General features: G+C 72.2%; 13 protein-coding genes. 5 read left to right on the top strand and 8 right to left on the bottom strand.

Going from position 1 to position 15,315, the window contains the following annotated elements; all coding sequences use genetic code 11:
• Positions 1 to 144: 144 nt before the first annotated feature.
• Both ABZ951_RS22825 and pth read left to right on the top strand, forming a co-directional pair.
• A complete protein-coding gene (locus ABZ951_RS22825) occupies positions 145 to 720 on the top strand; it encodes a 50S ribosomal protein L25/general stress protein Ctc (RefSeq protein WP_344086251.1) in 576 nt (191 codons plus the stop codon).
• Between the two features lie 85 nt (positions 721 to 805).
• Entirely contained in the window at positions 806 to 1,396 is a 591-nt protein-coding gene (gene pth / locus ABZ951_RS22820) for an aminoacyl-tRNA hydrolase (protein WP_344086254.1), read from the top strand.
• Positions 1,397 to 1,475: 79 nt separating this feature from the next.
• Here pth and ppc read toward each other — a convergent pair whose 3' ends face one another.
• Positions 1,476 to 4,169, bottom strand: coding sequence for a phosphoenolpyruvate carboxylase (ppc, locus tag ABZ951_RS22815; protein ID WP_344086427.1), 2,694 nt, complete (start codon positions 4,167 to 4,169; stop codon positions 1,476 to 1,478).
• Between the two features lie 275 nt (positions 4,170 to 4,444).
• Between ppc and ABZ951_RS22810 the strand changes: the two genes are divergently transcribed.
• The gene (locus tag ABZ951_RS22810) at positions 4,445 to 5,470 is read left to right on the top strand and encodes a fatty acid desaturase (protein WP_344086257.1); all 1,026 of its coding nucleotides are present in this window, start codon (positions 4,445 to 4,447) and stop codon (positions 5,468 to 5,470) included.
• A complete protein-coding gene (locus tag ABZ951_RS22805) occupies positions 5,445 to 6,134 on the top strand; it encodes a TetR/AcrR family transcriptional regulator (RefSeq protein WP_344086430.1) in 690 nt (229 codons plus the stop codon). The genes ABZ951_RS22810 and ABZ951_RS22805 overlap by 26 nt, the downstream gene beginning before the upstream one ends.
• A gap of 124 nt (positions 6,135 to 6,258) precedes the next feature.
• Here the strand turns inward: ABZ951_RS22805 and ABZ951_RS22800 are convergent, their stop codons facing one another.
• Entirely contained in the window at positions 6,259 to 7,083 is an 825-nt protein-coding gene (locus tag ABZ951_RS22800) for a trans-aconitate 2-methyltransferase (RefSeq protein WP_344086260.1), read from the bottom strand.
• 119 nt (positions 7,084 to 7,202) lie between these two features.
• Here ABZ951_RS22800 and ABZ951_RS22795 point away from each other — a divergent pair, with 119 nt between their 5' ends.
• Positions 7,203 to 7,700, top strand: coding sequence for a MarR family transcriptional regulator (locus ABZ951_RS22795; RefSeq protein WP_344086263.1), 498 nt, complete (start codon positions 7,203 to 7,205; stop codon positions 7,698 to 7,700).
• On the opposite strand, the gene ABZ951_RS22790 is transcribed toward ABZ951_RS22795, so the two are convergent.
• The 6 genes from ABZ951_RS22790 to ABZ951_RS22765 form a co-directional block, all read right to left on the bottom strand.
• Positions 7,659 to 8,441, bottom strand: coding sequence for a response regulator transcription factor (locus ABZ951_RS22790; RefSeq protein ID WP_344086266.1), 783 nt, complete (start codon positions 8,439 to 8,441; stop codon positions 7,659 to 7,661). The genes ABZ951_RS22795 and ABZ951_RS22790 overlap by 42 nt on opposite strands.
• A 390-nt stretch (positions 8,442 to 8,831) precedes the next feature.
• Positions 8,832 to 9,983 (bottom strand): galactokinase, encoded by a 1,152-nt coding sequence (galK, locus tag ABZ951_RS22785; protein WP_344086269.1) that lies wholly within the window; start codon positions 9,981 to 9,983, stop codon positions 8,832 to 8,834.
• A complete protein-coding gene (gene galE, locus ABZ951_RS22780) occupies positions 9,980 to 10,948 on the bottom strand; it encodes a UDP-glucose 4-epimerase GalE (protein ID WP_344086272.1) in 969 nt (322 codons plus the stop codon). Before galE ends, galK begins: the two co-directional genes overlap by 4 nt.
• A complete protein-coding gene (galT, locus tag ABZ951_RS22775) occupies positions 10,945 to 11,991 on the bottom strand; it encodes a galactose-1-phosphate uridylyltransferase (protein WP_344086275.1) in 1,047 nt (348 codons plus the stop codon). The genes galE and galT overlap by 4 nt, the downstream gene beginning before the upstream one ends.
• A gap of 90 nt (positions 11,992 to 12,081) precedes the next feature.
• A complete protein-coding gene (locus ABZ951_RS22770; protein ID WP_344086279.1) occupies positions 12,082 to 12,792 on the bottom strand; it encodes a LuxR C-terminal-related transcriptional regulator in 711 nt (236 codons plus the stop codon).
• Positions 12,793 to 13,094: 302 nt separating this feature from the next.
• The gene (locus ABZ951_RS22765) at positions 13,095 to 14,963 is read right to left on the bottom strand and encodes a PQQ-binding-like beta-propeller repeat protein (RefSeq protein ID WP_344086282.1); all 1,869 of its coding nucleotides are present in this window, start codon (positions 14,961 to 14,963) and stop codon (positions 13,095 to 13,097) included.
• Positions 14,964 to 15,315: the final 352 nt, after the last annotated feature.

Here is a 15,315-nt window from a genome sequence, read left to right as displayed (position 1 = left end):
CCCCGCCGGGTACACTTCACAAGTTGCTCGGCGAGGGAGGCCGCACTTTTTTGTGCGGCGGTCCGTTATCGACGCGCTCTTCGCAGCAGGTCTGTCGTGGGCCGGGTAACGGCCGTCAGATCCTTTTGCTCACGAGGAGTGCTCATGTCCGAGGTCAAGATCCCCGCACAGGTCCGCCGCGAGTTCGGCAAGGGCTTCGCCCGCCGCGCCCGTGTTGCCGGTCAGGTTCCCGCCGTTGTCTACGGTCACGGTGGCGAGCCGGTTCACCTGACGCTGCCGGGCCACGACATGATGATGGCGCTCAAGACGCCGAACGTTCTGATCTCCCTGGACATCGAGGGTCGCGAAGAGCTGGTCATCCCCAAGGCCGTCCAGCGTGACGCGCTCAAGGGCTTCCTGGTCCACGTCGACCTGCTGGTCGTCTCCAAGGGCGAGAAGGTCACGGTCGAGGTTCCGGTTCAGACCGAGGGCGAGCTGGCCCCGGGCGGCAACCTGCTCGAGCACGTCCTGAACACCCTGACGGTCGAGGCCGAGGCCACCCACCTGCCCGAGTCCGTGACCGCGAACATCGCGGGCCTGGAGGCCGGTGCCTCCGTGCTGGCCAAGGACGTCGTCCTGCCGGCCGGTACCTCCCTGGCCGTCGACGGTGACACCGTCGTCCTGCAGGTTCTGGCCGCCCAGACCGAGGCCCCGGCCGAGGCCGAGAGCACCGAGGCCTGATCCTCGCCTGCTTCGGTTTTTCTTCGCCGCCGCCGCCCCGCTCCGCACGGAGCGGGGCGGCGGTTGGCTATAAGGAGGTATGCAGATGACGGACGACACGAGTCCCTGGCTGATCGTGGGCCTGGGCAATCCGGGCCCGGAGTACGCGGCGAACCGGCACAACGTGGGTTTCATGGTCGCGGACCTGATCGCGGAGCGCATGCGGGCGAAGTTCAAGGTGCACAAGTCGCGGGCGCTGGTCGTCGAGGGGCGGCTCGGTGGGCCGGGTCCGGCCGGCCGGCGGGTGGTCGTCGCGAAGCCGATGTCGTTCATGAATCTGTCGGGCGGGCCGACGGCCGCGCTGCGGGACTTCTACAAGGTGCCGGTGGAGCGGATCGTCGCCGTGCACGACGAGCTGGACATCGATTTCGGGCAGCTGCGGCTGAAGCTGGGCGGTGGCGACAACGGCCACAACGGGCTGAAGTCGATCACGAAGGCGCTGGGGCCGGATTACTGCCGGGTGCGGTTCGGGATCGGGCGTCCGCCGGGGCGGATGCAGGTCGCGGATTTCGTGCTGAAGGACTTCTCGTCCACCGAGCGCAAGGAGCTGGCGTTCGAGGTGGACCGGGCGGCGGACGCGGTGGAGACGCTGATCGTGGACGGTCTGGAGCGGGCGCAGGGGACGTACAACTCCTGATCCGGCATGCGAACGCCGGACGGGCTGACAGGTGGCCCGTCCGGCGTTCGAGGACAAGCGGCGAGGCCGCTCGGGGGCGTCAGCCGGTGTTGCGCAGGCCCGCGGCCACACCGTTCACGGTGAGCAGCAGTGCTCGCGACAGCGTGGGGTCGGCTTCCTCTCCCCGCTCCGCGGCGAGCCGCTGGCGGTGCAGCAGCGTTACCTGGAGGTAGGAGATCGGGTCCAGGTACGCGTCCCGGATGTGGAACGTCTGCCTGAGCACCGGGCTGGAGTCGAGCAGTTCTCGCTCTCCTGTGATGCGCAGGACTTCCTGCACGGTCAGCTCGTGTTCGGCGCGGATGGTGTCGAAGACGTGCTTGAGGTGGTCGGGGACGAGGGTGTCGACGTAGTGCTGGGCGATGCGCAGGTCGGTCTTGGCGAGGGTCATCTCGACGTTGGAGAGGAAGTTCTGGAAGAAGTGCCAGTGTTCGTGCATTTCGTCCAGGACGGTGTCGAGTCCTGCTTCGCGGGCGGCCTTGAGTCCTGAGCCGACGCCGTACCAGCCGGGGACGATCTGGCGGGACTGGGTCCAGCCGAAGACCCAGGGGATGGCGCGGAGGCCGTCGAGGCCGGCGCCGGAGTCCGGGCGGCGGGAGGGCCGGGAGCCCAGGTGCAGCTCTGCGAGCTGGTCGACGGGGGTGGAGGCGAAGAAGTACGCGGGCAGGTCCGGGTCCTCGACGAGGTGCCGGTAGGCGTCGTGGGCGGCGTCGGAGACGGTGTCCATGGCCGCGTCCCAGCGGGCGAGGGCTTCGTCGGACTGGCGGGGTGCGGTGTGCAGGGCGGATGCCTGGAGGGTGGCGGCGACCGTCAGTTCCAGGTTTTCGCGGGCGAGGGCGGGGATGAGGTACTTGTCGGAGATGACCTCGCCCTGTTCGGTGACCTTGATCTCGCCTTCGAGGGTGCCCCAGGGCTGGGCGAGGATCGCGTCGTGGGTAGGGCCGCCGCCGCGGCCGACGGTGCCGCCGCGGCCGTGGAAGAGGCGCAGGCGCACGCCGTAGCGGTGGGCGACGTCGCGGAGGCGGCGCTGGGCGCGGTGGATCTCCCACTGGCTGGTGGTGATGCCGCCGAACTTGGAGGAGTCGGAGTAGCCGAGCATGACCTCCTGGACGTCGCCGCGGAGGGCGACGAGGCGCCGGTAGGAGGGGTCGGCGAGCATCTCGTCGAGGATGCGGTCGGCTTCCTTGAGCTCGTCGGTGGTCTCCAGGAGGGGGACGATGCCGATCTTGGCGCAGCCGGCGTGGAGGTCGATGAGGCCGGCTTCGCGGGCGAGGACGGCGGCGGCGAAGACGTCGTCGGCGCCCTGGCACATGGAGATGATGTAGGACTCGACGACCTCGGGGCCGAAGCGGGCGAGGGCCTCGCGGATGGTGTGGAAGACGCCGAGGGTCTTCTCGCCGTCGGCGTCGAGGGGGGCCGGCTGGGGGGCGAGGGGGCGGCGGGAGCGCAGTTCCTTGGCGAGGAGCTTGCGGCGGTAGTCGCGGGGCATGTCGGCGTAGCGCCAGGATTCCTCGCCGAGGCGGTCGAAGAGCTGGCCGAGGGCGTGGTGGTGGGCGTCGGCGTGTTCGCGGACGTCCATGGTGGCGAGGTGGAGGCCGAAGGCGGCGAGGGTGCGCAGGGCGCGTTCGAGGCGGCCGTCGGCGATGAGGCGGCCGCGGTGGGCGCGCAGGGAGTCCTGGATGAGCTGGAGGTCGGCGAGGAGTTCGGCGGTGCCGAGGTAGTCGCGGCCGGGCTCGTGGGGGGTGTTGCGGGCGAGGCGCTCGCGGGTGTTGACGAGCTTCTGGCGGACGCAGGTGGCCTTGAGGCGGTAGGGCTCCTCGGCGTTGAGGCGCTTGTACCGGGGGCTGATCTCGGGGAGGAGTTCCAGGTCGCGCCGGAGGGAGGTGAGGAGTTCCTCGGTGGCGCCGCTGTTGCGGATGGAGTTGGAGAGGGCGCTGCGGAGGAGGTCGACGAGTTCGAGGGCGTCGGTGATGCCGTGTTCGTGCTGGAGGATCAGGACGTCCCAGGTGACCTGGGGGGTGACGTTGGGGTTGCCGTCGCGGTCGCCGCCGATCCAGGTGCCGAAGGTGAGCGGGCGGGTGGTGGCGGGGAGCTCGGCGCCGACGCGGTCGAGCTCGGCGGCGAGGTCCTCCAGGACGTCGCCGACGGCGTTCGCGTGGAGTTCGTCGAGGTAGTAGATGGCGTTGCGGGCCTCGTCGGTGGGCTCGGGGCGGGCGACGCGCAGTTCGTCGGTCTGCCAGAGCAGGTCGATGTTCTCGGCGAGGCGGAGGTCGGTGCGGCGCTTTTCGCCGCCGGCGGTGGCGGGGGCGTCGAGGAGCTCGGCGATGCGGCGGAGCTTGTTGAGCACGCTGCGGCGGGCGGCTTCGGTGGGGTGGGCGGTGAAGACGGGGCGTACGCCGAGGTGCTGGACGGTCTGCCGGAGGTGGTCGGGGTCGGCGTCCTTGAGCTGGTCGGCGGTGCGGGCGAGGATCGATCCCTCGGCGTCGCGCTTGGCCCGGAGCTCGCGGCCGCGGTGGACCTGTTCGGTGACGTTGGCCAGGTGGAAGTAGGTGGAGAAGGCGCGGACGAGCTTGGCGGCGGTCTCCAGGTCGGTGTCGCCCAGGAGGCGGGCGGCGGCCTCGCCGTCGGTGCGGGTGAGGGCGCGCACGCGTTCGACGAGGGCGAGGAGGTCGTCGCCCTCCTGGCGGACCAGGGTTTCGCCGAGGAGGTCGCCGAGGCGGCGGATGTCGGCGCGCAGGGCTGCGCTGCGCTGTGCTTCGTCGCCGTCGCTCTGCGGGGTGGTTCCGGCGGCGGGGAGGGTCTGGTCGGCACTGCTCACAGGTGCGGCTCCTTGCAGAGTTTCTGAGCACGTCTGGAGGGGTTGCGGACCGCGCTGTCCGACGTCCCCCAGCATAGGTCGCCGTCCGACGCGCGGTCGTCCACAGCCCTCGTGCTTCGGGGTGCCGCCCTGCCATACTTACGAAGCCGTAGGTTACGGACCCGTAGCCGTGCCCCGAGCCCCTGAGGGATCCCATGACTGCAAGCCCCGACGTGATCGAAGACGCGCCGAAGGCCCAGGAAACCCCACTTCCGTCCGCCACTTTGGGCAGTGACAGCAAGCGTTCGGTGGAGCAGGTGGCGCTGCTGCTCTTCATCACCGTGCCGTTCGTGGCGCTGCTCGCCGCGGTGCCGCTGGCCTGGGGGTGGGGGGTGAGCTGGCTGGATCTGGGGCTGATGGTGGCGATGTACTACATCGGCTGCCACGGCATCACGATCGGCTTCCACCGGTATTTCACCCATGGGGCGTTCAAGGCGAAGCGGCCGCTGCGGATCGCGCTGGCGATCATGGGGTCGCTGGCGGTGGAGGGGCCGCTGGTGCGCTGGGTGGCGGACCACCGGCGTCACCACCGGTTCTCGGACGCGGAGGGTGATCCGCATTCGCCGTGGCGGTACGGGGAGAGCGTGCCGGCGCTGATGAAGGGCCTGTGGTGGGCCCACATGGGATGGATGTTCGATGAGGAGCAGACGTCGCAGGCGAAGTACGCGCCGGATCTGATCAAGGATTCCGCGGTCCGCCGGGTGTCCCGGCAGTTCGTCCTGTGGACGACGGTGTCGCTGCTGATCCCGCCGCTGGTGGGCGGGCTGGTGACGTGGTCGTGGCAGGGCGCGGCGACGGCGTTCTTCTGGGGTTCGCTGGTGCGGGTGGCGCTGCTGCACCATGTGACGTGGTCGATCAATTCGATCTGTCACGCGGTGGGCAAGCGGCCGTTCAAGTCGCGTGACCGGTCGGGCAATGTGTGGTGGCTGGCGGTGCTGTCGTGCGGCGAGTCCTGGCACAACCTGCACCACGCGGATCCGACGTCGGCGCGGCACGGCGTGCTGAAGGGGCAGCTGGATTCCAGCGCCCGCATCATCCGCTGGTTCGAGAAGGCCGGCTGGGCCTATGACGTGCGGTGGCCGGACGCGAGCCGCATCGACTCCCGGAGGACTGCGCCGCCCGTGGGTGCTTCCGCCGGTAGCGGGGGGAGGCATGATGGGCAGCGTGGCGATCGACAGTAGTTCCACCAGTAACAAGAACCGGGCGGCCGATGCGGGGGCCCGTCGTACCCGGCGGGTGCGGATGACCGGCGCCGAGCGCCGTGAGCAGCTGCTGGACATCGGTCGCACGCTGTTCGCCGAGCGGGGGTTCGAGGGCACGTCGGTGGAGGAGATCGCGGCGAAGGCCGGGGTCTCCAAACCGGTGGTGTACGAGCACTTCGGCGGCAAGGAGGGGCTGTACGCGGTGGTGGTCGACCGCGAGATGCGGCAGCTGCTGGATCTGGTGACGGGGGCGCTGACGGCGGGGCATCCGCGGGAGCTGCTGGAGCAGGCGGCGTTCGCCCTGCTGGATTACATCGAGTCGTACACGGACGGCTTCCGCATTCTGGTCCGGGATTCCCCGGTGGCCCAGTCGACGGGCACGTTCGCGTCGCTGATCAGCGATATCGCGACGCAGGTCGAGGACATTCTGGGGTTGGAGTTCAAGGCGCGGGGCTTTGATCCGAAGCTGGCTCCGCTGTATGCCCAGGCGCTGGTGGGGATGGTGGCGCTGACGGGTCAGTGGTGGCTGGACGTCCGCAAGCCGAAGAAGGCCGAGGTGGCGGCGCATCTGGTGAACCTGGCGTGGCACGGGCTGGACGGCCTGGAGGCGAAGCCGCGCCTCGTCGGGCACCGGCGGGCCTGACGGCCCGGGGTTTTTTCCCTTCGCCGCTTGCGCTGACGTGCGGTTGGCGCTGACGTGCCGCTTGTACCGGCGTGCGGCCGGCACTGGCGTGCCGCCCGGACCTGCGTACGGTCAAAGATTGCCCTCAAACGCCGGGCGGGCTGGGCGCCGGCTTCCGTGCCACCGCGAAGATCCGGCGGAAAGGGAAGACCGTGCCGTGCGGGCCCCTCGGGTACGCCTTTCTCAGGCGGGTCGCGCAGGTGTGGAGGAATTCCTCCGTGGCGCCCGGGTCGTCCGCGAGGGCCGTGAGTACGGGCCGGAGGGTCGTCCCCTTCAGCCAGTCCAGGACGGGGTCCTCCCCCGGCAGCAGCTGGAGGTAGGTCGTCTCCCAGACGTCCGCGGTGAGCCCGAGCCCGGAGAGGTGTGCCAGGTAGTCGGCGGGTTCGCGGGCCGACCCGGTCCGCGCGGCGCCCAGCCGCTGCCGCCACCGCGGCTCCTCGCACAGCTCCCGCAGGATCGTGTGGCTGGGTGCGCTGTGGTTCCCCGGCACCTGGAAGGCGAGGGTGCCGCCGGGGGTGAGGGCGTCCGCCCAGCGGGGGAAGGCGTCGGTGTGGCCGGGGACCCAGTGGAGTGCCGCGTTGGAGATGATCAGGTCGAACGTCTCGGTGGGCTCCCAGGCGCCGATGTTGGCGTGGGCGAAGTCGATGCGGCCGCCACCGCCGGTGGGGCCCGTGTGGGCCGTGGCCGCGGCGAGCATGTCGGGGGAGTTGTCGAGGCCGGTGATGCGGGCGTCGGGCCGGAGGGCGGCGAGGAGCGCGGTGCCGGTGCCGGGGCCGCAGCCGAGGTCGGCGATGCGGGCCGGGGTCCTGGGGAGCTCGGGGACGCGGGCGACGAGGTCATGGAAGGGGCGGGTGCGGTGGCCGGCGTGGCGGAGGTACTGCCGCGGGTCCCAGGCGGGGGTGGCGTCCATGGCGGGGCCTCCTTGCGGCGCCGGGTGCGGGGGCGCGTACGGTCTCCTTCCCAGCTTCCCCGGAGAAGTCTCTTGACGTCAAGAGACTTCATGTCGACAGACCCTCTACACTGATCGTCATGGAGGACGAGGTCGACAGGCTTGTCTCAGCGTGGCGCCGGGAGCGCCCGGACCTCGACGTGGAACCACTCGAGGTCCTGAGCCGTGTCAGCAGACTGGCCCGCCACCTCGACCGGGCCCGCCGGATCGCTTTCGCCGAGCACCAGCTGGAGCCGTGGGAGTTCGATGTCCTGACCTCGCTGCGCCGGGCCGGGGCGCCCTATCAGCTCTCCCCCGGGCAGTTGCTCACCCAGACCCTGGTCACCTCGGGCACCATGACCAATCGCATCGACCGGCTCGCCAAGAAGGGCCTGGTCGAGCGGCTGCCCGACCCCAGCGACCGGCGTGGCGTGCTCGTCCGCCTGACGACCGAGGGCCGGGACCGCGCCGATGAGGCGCTCGCCGGGCTGCTGGCCCAGGAGCGCGCCATCCTCGCCGAGCTGTCCCACGCCCAGCGCCGCGAACTGGCCGACCTGCTACGCCAGTTGACCGCCCCGTTCGACAACGTTCCCGGCTAGGTCCACCGGGCCCACCCCGGCCCGCCGGGCCAGGGCCACCGCGGCGAGGGTGGAGTGCACCCCGAGCTTCCCCAGCACGTTCTGCATGTGCGTACGGACGGTGTGCGGGGAGAGGTAGAGGCGCTCGGCGACGGCCTTGCGCCCCAGCCCCGCCACCATGCACCGCAGGACCTCGCGCTCGCGCGGGGTCAGCGACTCCACCAGCCGTTCGCTCTCGGTGCGGTGTTTGCGGGCCGCGGTGAGCTCCCTGAGCACGCCCGTCAGCAGGGCGGGCGGCAGGTGCGTCTCGTCCCGCAGGACCCCGCGGATGACGGCCAGCAGCCGGGACAGCGAGCAGTCCTTGGCCACCCAGCCACCGGCACCGGCCTGCAGCGCGGCGGCCGCCCGCCGGGGGTCGTCCCGCTCGGCGAGGACCACCGTCCGCACGGCGGGCTGGCCGCTGCGGACGCCCGCCACCAGGGAAATGCCGTCGACCGCGCCCTCCTGCTGCCCGGCGCCTTCCTGGACGGGGCCGCGGAGCTGCCCCGGTACGACGTCCGTGGCCACCGCCCCCAGGTCGGCGTCGACCAGCAGGACGTCGAACCGCCGCCCCTCGCCCTGCGCGCGCTCCAGTGCGCGCATCGCCGCCGGCCCGCTGCCCGCCGCCGAGACGTCCACGTCCGGCTCAGCCGCGAGGGCGGCGGCGAGCGACTCGGCGAAGATGCGGTGGTCGTCGACCACCAGAACCCGAATACGTGCCACAGCCACCCCCATATCCCGGGAGGCGGCCAGTGCGGGTACGGCGCCCGGGTCCGGGAGCCGTCACGCGCGCACGGCCGCCGCCGTGCACTGACAACTGCCCCACCCCGGGCGTCGTACCTGCCTGTCTCGCCCCCTGATCAGCGTCGGCCCCCACCGACGCTGTGCATCAGCGTACGGCCGGGGTCCGCCGCCGGAAGCCGATTGGCAAAACTGCTTGACCCGCCTGTTCATGGTGAGCTTTATGTTCAGTATTGGGGCAGCGAACGACACGGAACGACTCGATGTTGTCCGTGTCATTCACGGTCGTTCACGCCCGCCCCGGCCCACCGCCCCCGCCCGCCGGGGGTGTTGGCCGAACGCGCTGGTCGGTCCCCTGCCGCGCGGGCGCCGTCAGGCCATGCGCCGGGCGCCCGCGCCCGCGGTGGCCGTGAAGACGCGCGGCGCGCGGTGCCCGGCCGCCGCGAAGGCGGCCGTCACGGCGGTGGCGACGGCCTCCGCGGCCGCCTCCTCCACCAGCACCACCGCCGAGCCGCCGAAACCGCCGCCGGTCATCCGGGCCCCCAGGGCGCCCGCCTCGTTCGCGACTGCGACCACCAGGTCCAGCTCCGGGCAGGAGACGGCGAAGTCGTCGCGGAGCGAGGCGTGCCCGGCCGTCAGGACGGGGCCGACGGCGCGGAGGTCGCCCGCGTCGAGGTGGCCGGCCACCTGACCGACCCGGTGGTTCTCGGTGACCACATGGCGGACGAGGGGTCGCACGGCCGGATCCGGCAGCTCGGCGAGCGCGCCCGGCAGGTCCTCGGGAGAAAGGTCGCGCAGCGCCCGCACCCCCAGGGCGCGCGCCCCCGCCGCACACCCGGCGCGCCGTGCCGCGTACGCGCCGTCCCCGAGGGAGTGCTTCACCCGGGTGTCCACCACGAGCAGCCGCAGGCCCGCGGCCGCCGGGTCGAAGGGGACGTGCCGGTGGGTGAGGTCGCGGGTGTCGAGGTGGAGGGCGTGGCCGGGGATGCAGCAGGCGGAGGCCGTCTGGTCCATGGGGCCGCAGGGGACGCCGACGAATGCGTTCTCCGCGCGCCGGCTCAGGGCCGCGAGTTCGGGCAGGCTGCGCCCCGGGCCGTGGAGGCCGTCCAGGGCGAGGGCCGTGGCGAGCTCCAGGGCCGCGGAGGAGGACAGGCCCGCGCCGGCGGGTACGTCGCCCTGGAAGTGCAGGTCCGCGCCGGTGCCGGGGTGTCCGGCCGCGCGCAGGGCCCAGGCGACGCCGGCGGGGTAGGCGGCCCAGCCCCGGACGCTGCCGGGGCGCAGGTCGGCGAGGCGGAGCTCGACGGTGCCGCCGGTGCCGTGGCGGGTGTGCAGGCGCAGCCGTCCGTCCGTGCGGGCGGAGGCGGCCGCCCAGGTCCGGTGGGGCAGGGCGAAGGGCAGCACGAAGCCTTCGTTGATGTCGGTGTACTCGCCGATGAGGTTGACGCGGCCGGGGGCCGCCCAGACGCCGTCCGGGGGGTGTCCGAAGGTGTGGGTGAAGGCGGTCGCGGCGGCCCGGGCGGTCATGGGGTCGCGGTCCTGCGGGCGAATTCCCAGGCGTCGGCGACGATGTCGGCGAGGTCGGGGCGGGTGGGGTGCCAGCCGAGGGTTTCCCGGGCGCGTGCGGCGGAGGCGACGAGGGTGGCGGGGTCGCCGGGGCGGCGGGGCGCGGTGATGTGGGGGATGGGGTGGCCGGTGACTTTGCGGGCGGTCTCGATGACTTCGTGGACGGAGAAGCCGTTGCCGTTGCCGAGGTTGCAGATGAGGTGTTCGCCGTCGCGGGCCGCGGTGAGGGCGAGGAGGTGGGCCTCGGCGAGGTCGGCGACGTGGATGTAGTCGCGGACGCAGGTGCCGTCGGGGGTGGGGTAGTCGTCGCCGTAGACGGAGACGGCCGCGCGCTCGCCCAGGGCGACCTGGAGGACGAGGGGGATCAGGTGGGTTTCGGGGTCGTGCCGTTCGCCGTGGGGTCCGTGGGCGCCCGCGACGTTGAAGTAGCGCAGGGAGACGGCGGCCAGGCCGTGGGCCGCGCACTCGCCGCTGATCATGTGGTCGACGGCGAGCTTGGTGGCGCCGTAGGGGTTGGTGGGGGCGGTGGGGGCGTCCTCGGTGATGGGGACGGTGGCGGGCTCGCCGTAGGTGGCGGCGGTGGAGGAGAAGACGAGGGTGCGGATGCCGGCGTCGCGCATGGCGGCGAGGAGGTCGGCGGTGCCGCCGACGTTGTTGCGCCAGTAGGGCTCGGGGTCGGCGACGGACTGGCCCACCTGGGAGTGGGCGGCGAAGTGCAGCACCGCCTCGTAGGAGCTGTCCAGCCACTCCCCCGCGTCCTGGACGCGGCCTTCGATGAAGCGGGCGCCGTCGGGGACGGCGGCGCGGTGGCCGGTGGAGAGGTCGTCGAGGACGGTGACGGCGTGCCCGGCGGCCAGCAGGCGGGCGGCGACGACGCTGCCGATGTAGCCGGCGCCGCCGGTGACCAGGTAGCTGTGGGTGCTCATTCGGTCGCTGCCTCTCGCAGTCGCTGAGCCGCGGCTTCGGGCGGCACGTCGTTGATGAACACACTCATGCCGGATTCGGAACCCGCGAGGAATTTGAGCTTACCGGGGGTGCGTCGGACGGTGAAAAGCTCTAGATGCAGGGCGAATTCGGTGCGGTGGGGGTGGTGGAAGGGGGCCTGGTGCCAGGCGGAGATGTAGGGCGTGGGCGGGTGGCCGGGACCGAAGAGGCGGTCGAAGCGGCGCAGGAGTTCCAGGTAGAGCCCGGGGAGTTCGGCGCGGGCGGCGTCGTCGAGTGCGGGCAGGTCGGGGACCCGGCGGCGGGGGTAGAGGTGGACCTCGTAGGGCCAGTGGGCGGCGTAGGGCACGAAGGCCGTCCAGTGGGCGGTGTCCAGGACGGTGCGGCGGCCGTCGGCGCGCTCGGCGGTGACGACGTCGTCGAAGAGGTTCTGGTGGGGGTGGCGGGCGCGGTGGGCGGCGGCGGAGGCGAGCATGCGCTCGGTGCGGGGGGTGACGAAGGGGTAGGCGTAGATCTGGCCGTGCGGGTGGCCGAGGGTGACGCCGATCTCCTCGCCGCGGTTTTCGAAGCAGTAGACCTGCCGGACGGCCGGGTGGGTGGCCAGTTCGGCGGTGCGGTCGGCCCAGGCGGCCAGGGCGAGGGCGGCGTGCTCCTCGTCGAGGTCGGCGAAGGAGGCGTGGTGGTCGGGGGTGAAGCAGACGACCTCGCAGCGGCCGGAGTCCCCGGCGAGGGAGGGGAAACGGTTCTCGAAGACGGCGACGTCGTAGTCGTCGGCGGGGATCTCGGTGGGCCGGCCGGGGCGGGAGGGGCAGAGCGGGCAGGCGTCGGCGGGCGGCAGGTAGGTGCGGCCCTGGCGGTGGGAGGCGATGGCCACCGCGTCGCCCAGGAGGGGGTCGTGGCGGATTTCGGAGCCGGTGGTGACGGCGTCGAGGGGCCGGGGGTCGGTGGTGGTGCGCACCGCGTCGTCCCGCAGGTCGTAGTAGAGGAGCTCCCGCCCGTCCGCGAGGCGGGTCGACGTCTTCTTCACACGGTGCTCCCTCGCCGTCCCCGCCGACAGAACCGCACACAACGAATCACGGGGAATCGGGGTGCGTCAACGGCGGGGGTGCGGGGGCGCTCAGGGGCCGCCCGGCGGGCGGGTTCGCTGGGCGGGGGGCGTGGCGCCGGCGGCGGCGCGGTCGAGGAGGCCGGTGCGGGCGGCGAGGGCGGCGGCTTCCAGGCGGGAGCCGACGCCGAGCTTCATCAGGACGCGCTGGACGTGAGTGCGCGCGGTGCTGGGCGCTATTCCCATGCCCGCCGCGATCAGGCGGGTGTCCTCGCCCTCGGCGACCCGGACGAGGACCTCCACCTCGCGGGGGGTCAGCAGCTGGAGCAGCCGGGCGCCCTCGTCGTCGGGCTGGGCGGCGGGGTTGAGGAGCTCGGCGAAGGCGCCCTGGAGCAGCTGGGGGTCGACGGCGGCCTCGCCGGCGCGGGCCTTCATCATGGCCCGTTCGACGCCTTCGATGCGTTCGTTGTGGCGGACGTAGCCGGAGGCGCCGGCGGCGAAGGCCGCGGCGATGCCCAGCGGGCTGGGGACGGGGCCGAGCACGACGACGGCGACCTGCGGGCGTTCGCGTTTGATCCGCACGACGGGGTCGAAGGCCCCCGGCTCGGCGGGGGTCGCGGTGCCCAGCAGGCACACCTCGGGTGCGCGGCTGACCACCAGGTCGGCGGCGCCCGCGCTCGGTGCGGCCGCGGCCAGCACGCGGTGTCCGCGGAGCTTCAGTGCCGAGGCGAGCGCCTCGGCCAGCAGTCGGTGATCGTCGACCACCATGAGCCGCACGCCCATGTGCGCTTGCCCCCTGTCGCCCGCGTACGTCTCCTCGGCCCTCTTGCCCCCGGAAGCTACACGCTTGTTCGACGTTCCGCGCCCCTTACCCGTGAGAAGTCCCCCGGAATGCCGAAATCCCTGTCAATCACGTGTACTTCGAGACTGAAACGGATCGTTCAGGCACGGAGGCGTGAGGGACAGGGATGGCGGCTTCAGTGACGTTCCTCGCCCTTCATCGTGCGTCAACCGGTCGGAAACCGCTACCGGGTCGGCGTGGCGGGGGCGAGGGGGTGGGCGGGGGCGTCAACTCCCGGGAGTGCTCAGCTCCCGCCGAAGATCAGCAGGGTGTACTGCTTGCCGAGGCCGGAGATCGTCCTCTTGTGGAGGTAGTTGGTGCCCAGGAAGAGCCGGCCCTGGGCGAAGACGGCCTGCTGGTAGTTGGGCGAGAGCTCACGTTCGGCCTTCGACGTGGAGTCCGCGTTCTTCAGCACGACGTCGGCCTTGTACGTCTTGGGGTCGATGCGCAGGACCGCGCCGCCGGCGTTGTAGGTGGGGTTGCGGTAGCCGAGGGCGTAGCCGTCCTTGTCGACGCCGAGGGGCACGAGCTGGGCGCCGGGGGTGCCGTCGACCTTGCCCTTGGTCTGGCCGGAGGTCAGGTCGAAGGCGACGATCTCGTTGACGCGGCCGTATTCGTTGGCGTTGCCGGAGGAGTGCTCCTCGGTGGCCAGGTAGAGGGTGTCCTTGGTGATGGCCATCTTGGTGCAGCCCTCGACCTCGGTCGAGGGGCACTTGGGCTCGTACTTGCCGTTGCCCGTGGAGATCTTGGTGCGGAGCGTGGCGTCCTTGGCGCTGTCGTCGAGGACGAGGAAGTCCGAGGCGCCGTTGCCCGTGGAGTCGCCCGCGGCGACGGCGACGACGAGGGGGTCGACGGAGGCGATGTGCGGGTAGTTGAGCCCGGCCGGGACCTTGTACGAGGACTTGACGGCGCCCGACTTGGGGTCGAGCGTCTGGACGGTCACCAGGGGCCGCTCGTAGTCGCCGCAGCGGCGCACGGCGACGAGCTTGTCGGTGCCGCCGCCGTAGCCGGCGTCCTTGCAGTTGTCGCTGTCCTCCTTGGGCTTCCACAGCTCCTTGCCGCCGTCGAGGGACCAGGCGGCGCCGCCGCGGATGCCGCCGGCGGCGACGGTGCCGCCGCCGATGGTGACCTCGTCGAAGGTGACGTCCCGGTCACCGGCCTTGACGGACTTCTGCCAGAGCTTGGTGCCCTTGTTCAGGTCGAGGGCGATGACCTGGGTGCAGGGGCCGCCGTACTTCTTCTCCTCGCTGGGCTTGCCGTCGCTGACGAGGACGACGGCCTTGCCGTCGGCGGTGGCCTTGGGATTGGCCCAGCAGACCGCGCCGTCGAGGGGGAGGTCCCACTTCTTGCCGCCGGAGAGGCCGTAGCCGACGATCTTGTAGTTGTCGCTCTTGGCGACGACCTGGTCGGTGACCCACATGCCCTTGGCGTTGACCATGTCCTTGACTTCTTCCTGCTCCACCTCGAAGAGCAGTTTTCCGTCGACGGTCTGCGGCTTGGTGCCGCCCTTGCCGTTGCCGTTGTCCCCCTTGCCGCCGGTGCCCTGGCTGCTGCCGGCGCTGGAGACCTCGGGGTCCTTGTCGTCACCGGAAGTGGCGAACCAGATGCCGCCGCCGACGAGGAGGACGAGCGCGACGGCACCGGCGACGATCGCCATCATGCGCTGCTTGGAGCCGCCGTTGCCGGGGCCCGGGGCGGGCGCGCCCGGGTGGCCGGGGTAGCCCGGGAACTGTCCGGGCTGCTGGGCGGTGCCGAAGGGCGGCACCTGGGGCGCGCCGTAGGGCTGGGTGGGGGCGCCGGGGTAGCCGTAGCCGCCGTTCGGCGGGGGCGGGGTGGGCGCGCCGGGGTAGCCGTAGCCGCCGCCCGGCGGGGGCGGGGTCTGCGGCATCCCGGGGGGCGGCGGGGGCGTCTGGGGGGCTCCCGGCGGCGGGGGCGGCATCTGGGGCGCGCCGGCCGGCGGCGGGGGCGGGGTCTGGGGGTAGCCGTACCCCGGCTGTGCCTGCGGCTGCTGGGGCGGGTAGCCGTACGAGGGGTTCGGCGCTCCGAAACCTCCGCCTGGCTGCGTCGGGGGAACCCCCTGCGGCTGGTTGGGCGGCTGGGGCGGCTGTGACATCAGCTTTCCTCTTTACGCGGGTCCTTGACCCGATCGGTCTCCCCCGCGTTCCCAATGGCCGAAAATCCACCGGGAAGGAGCGAATCGGGCAGGCATCCCGCCAGTCAGGCGGCAGGCGAGCGGGTGTTCTTTGTATCACCCGACGCCGACACGGCACGGGCCGATCCCGGGGGAGACCACCACCTGAGACCGGCCCGTGACGAGAATGTTGCCCCTCGGCCGGCCGTCAGCGGGAGGTTCGGGGGCCTTGCAACGAGGGGGTTTTCAGGGCCGACCCGGCGGATCGCGAAGCCCCCCGGGCGGGCTGGTATCGGCTGCTGGATCGAGACGGTGCGCCGCGTCGGCGAGGTCT

This window comes from Streptomyces sp. NPDC046215, assembly GCF_040646215.1.
Taxonomy (GTDB): domain Bacteria; phylum Actinomycetota; class Actinomycetes; order Streptomycetales; family Streptomycetaceae; genus Streptomyces; species Streptomyces stramineus.
Note: the sequence above shows the minus strand (reverse complement) of the source record. Positions and strands in the feature narration are given on the sequence as shown.